At 57.6% G+C, this 2,577-nt stretch carries 2 protein-coding genes; one reads left to right on the forward strand and one right to left on the reverse strand.

The genetic code is table 11. The annotated features are described in order from the left end of the window. Nucleotides 1-159: 159 nt before the first annotated feature. Nucleotides 160-1,590, reverse strand: a complete 1,431-nt coding sequence (locus B2R17_RS16210) for a hypothetical protein (protein ID WP_286764795.1) — start codon at nucleotides 1,588-1,590, stop codon at nucleotides 160-162. 227 nt (nucleotides 1,591-1,817) lie between these two features. Here B2R17_RS16210 and B2R17_RS16215 point away from each other — a divergent pair. Continuing rightward, nucleotides 1,818-2,577 (forward strand): MATE family efflux transporter (locus B2R17_RS16215; protein WP_286764796.1); only part of this gene is annotated, 760 nt, incomplete at its 3' end.

A 2,577-nucleotide genomic window follows, 5' to 3' on the forward strand; every position in this document is an offset into this window, starting at 1 on the left:
GTGGAACCTGGCCTACGGATTGCATCGACAGTGTAGAACATTTGTCCCCAAATGTTTGCGTGCGTGGCGTCCGTTGTCGAGCCACATGAAGCGGTCGTTGTTGAGCGTTCAGCGAGTCCGCTGTGACCACGCGTTTCACCTTGCCAGGTGGAACCTGGCCTACGGGGCGGGGTGTGGTTTTTGGCGGATTTGACTGGCCAGCATGACGGCGATCCAAACGGGCAACCACACGGCGGCGGCGTCGGAGAAGCGTCCGATCGGCGGGCTCGTCAGCGACACAAACGTGATCTTGCACAGCCAGTAGCTGAGTGCCAACCAAGTCAACGCGGCCAGTCCGGCGCGGTTGGATGCATGTGCGCGAAATGGTTCAGCCGTCTTCATTGGATTGAAACGGATCGATGCAACACAGGCGGCGACGACCAGTCCAACAGTGACGACAAAAAAGATCGGATGCATCAGCATGTCAGCCACCGATCCCCAGACACCACGGCGCATAGCAAGTGCGATCCAGCGGATGTATCGAACGGGATAGCTGCGAACGATCGTTCGATCGAGTTCGGCCAACAACTTGTGCTGATGAACTCGTTGCAATCCAGGAGACTTATCGGAAACTTCCGGCGACTGCTTCGCGACTGCTTCGGCGGCTGGGATCACAACCATGTACGTCATCGCGTCCCATCGGTTTTCGATCGTCGTGTACGAGTCCGCTCGCGGGGCGGCATCGGCAATCGGGCGAAGGTCCAAACCATCGGCGGCAGCTCGGTCACCGGCTGCCATTTCAATGCGGCGATCGGCAATCTCTTTCCCAAGTTCGCCCAGTCGTTCTGGCAACGCCTCGAGTTCTTCCACGTCGAGCAACTGAGTCGTCACGGCGGCCATGTTTTGATGACCAAACGGCAGCACGCCAAAGTCGTCCACCGTGACCCCGCGAAACGTGCACCACACGAGCAAGGCGATCACGGGCACGGTGCCGACCGCGATCGCTTGAATCAGACGCCGTGAAAACATGACGTTCGGACGCACGAAGACGCTGAGCATCAACCAAGGGATCAGGAACAGGTACGCGGGGCGGATGGCGATGACGATGGTGGTCAGGACGCCCATCGCGATGCAAATTCGCGGTGTCAAATCAGTTCGCCAGATTCGCAGCACACCGATTCCGATCAAAGCGGCCAGCGACATCGCGGGCGCATCCGTCGCGATCGTGTTGACGTGACCCCAGAATGTGCAGCCGATCGCGAAAACGCTGGCGGCGATGACAATCGTTCGCCGCGAAAAATTCCAGGCCGCCAGTTCGACCGCCAGAAAGCCGACCGCGATGGCTTGCAAGGCGATGTGAAGAATCACCAAGGCTTGATTCGTCCAAAAACCTTGATCTGCACTGGCGTTTACCAGCGTTTTCGCGAATTGCACGAGAGCCGGGTAGCCGGGCGTTCGGATTTGGGTGGCGATTCCTTCGGCGGATTCGAACGAGTACTCGGTGTAGCTGGGGGAGTCGGGAACCAAATGCGGAGCGAACCGATTGGTCATCCAACATGTCCCCATCAAGATGACGAAGGCGGCTAGTGATATCAGAGCGAAGTGTTTCATGCGATTTAGCTTAACCTGCCGGCGGATGAACGCGATGAGTCCTCATTGCCTGAGTCCGAGCCAGCATGGTCTGATTCGCCTGCGGGAGGACTCGCCCGCGAATCGGAATCACAACAAGTGCCGCATCTTCCAAATTCTTCGCGAACCCGGCACCCTTTCGCGTGACCGACGGTTCGACTCGCACTCCGCTTCCTGACGCACATCCACTCTCACTCGATCTCCCTTTCATGATTTCCGCGCTCAAGGAAGTTCTTCGCGTTGCGGTTCCGTTGATGGTCAGCACCGGCATGTTTTCGCTGGTGCTGTTTGTCGACCGAACGCTGCTGCTATGGCACGAGCCATCTCAGATGGGAGCAGCGATGGCGGCGGGAAATTTGTTCTGGGTTTGTGTTTGCGTTTTCGTCGGCATCGCGTCGATGACCAGTGCGATTGTCAGCCAATACATTGGGGCGGATCAACCCAAACGAGTCGGGCAATTGCTTTGGCAAGCGACTTGGTTCGCTCTCGCGACGCTTCCGTTTTTCATTTTGGTGGGCAGCTTTGGTGAGTCCTTGTTTCAATTCACGGACCAACCCGAGCATCTGATTCCGATGCAGGCGGCTTACTTTCGCATTTTGATGTGGGGTGGTGCCGGCGAAGTGTTGCAAACGGCGCTCTCGGGTTTTTACAGCGGCACGCACCGGACTCGCACGATCATGCTGGTTTCGTTGGCATCGGGCGTGTTGAACTTGGTGCTCGACGTGTTCCTGATCTTTGGAGTTGGCTCGCCCGATCCCGAGACCGGCTTGCGGTTCATGGAACTGGGCATCGCCGGCGCCGCCATCGCCAGCACGTTGTCGTTTTGGTTCAAAGCGGTTTGCTATGCCGTGTTGTTGATGAAGCCTGTCGAACGAGAGCGGTATGGAATCCTTCGCGGCATTCGTTTGAACCGTCGAATGATGAAGCGACTGATTTACTTCGGCTTGCCGGCGGGTTTGATGTACGTGA

Origin of the sequence: Rhodopirellula sp. UBA1907, assembly GCF_002337565.1 — a bacterium.
Lineage (GTDB): Bacteria > Planctomycetota > Planctomycetia > Pirellulales > Pirellulaceae > Rhodopirellula > Rhodopirellula europaea.

Bases quoted from the DNA above. Each gene is read 5' to 3' on its own strand.
- B2R17_RS16210 (WP_286764795.1), bottom strand. From the start codon at position 1,590: ATGAAACACTTCGCTCTGATATCACTAGCCGCCTTCGTCATCTTGATG.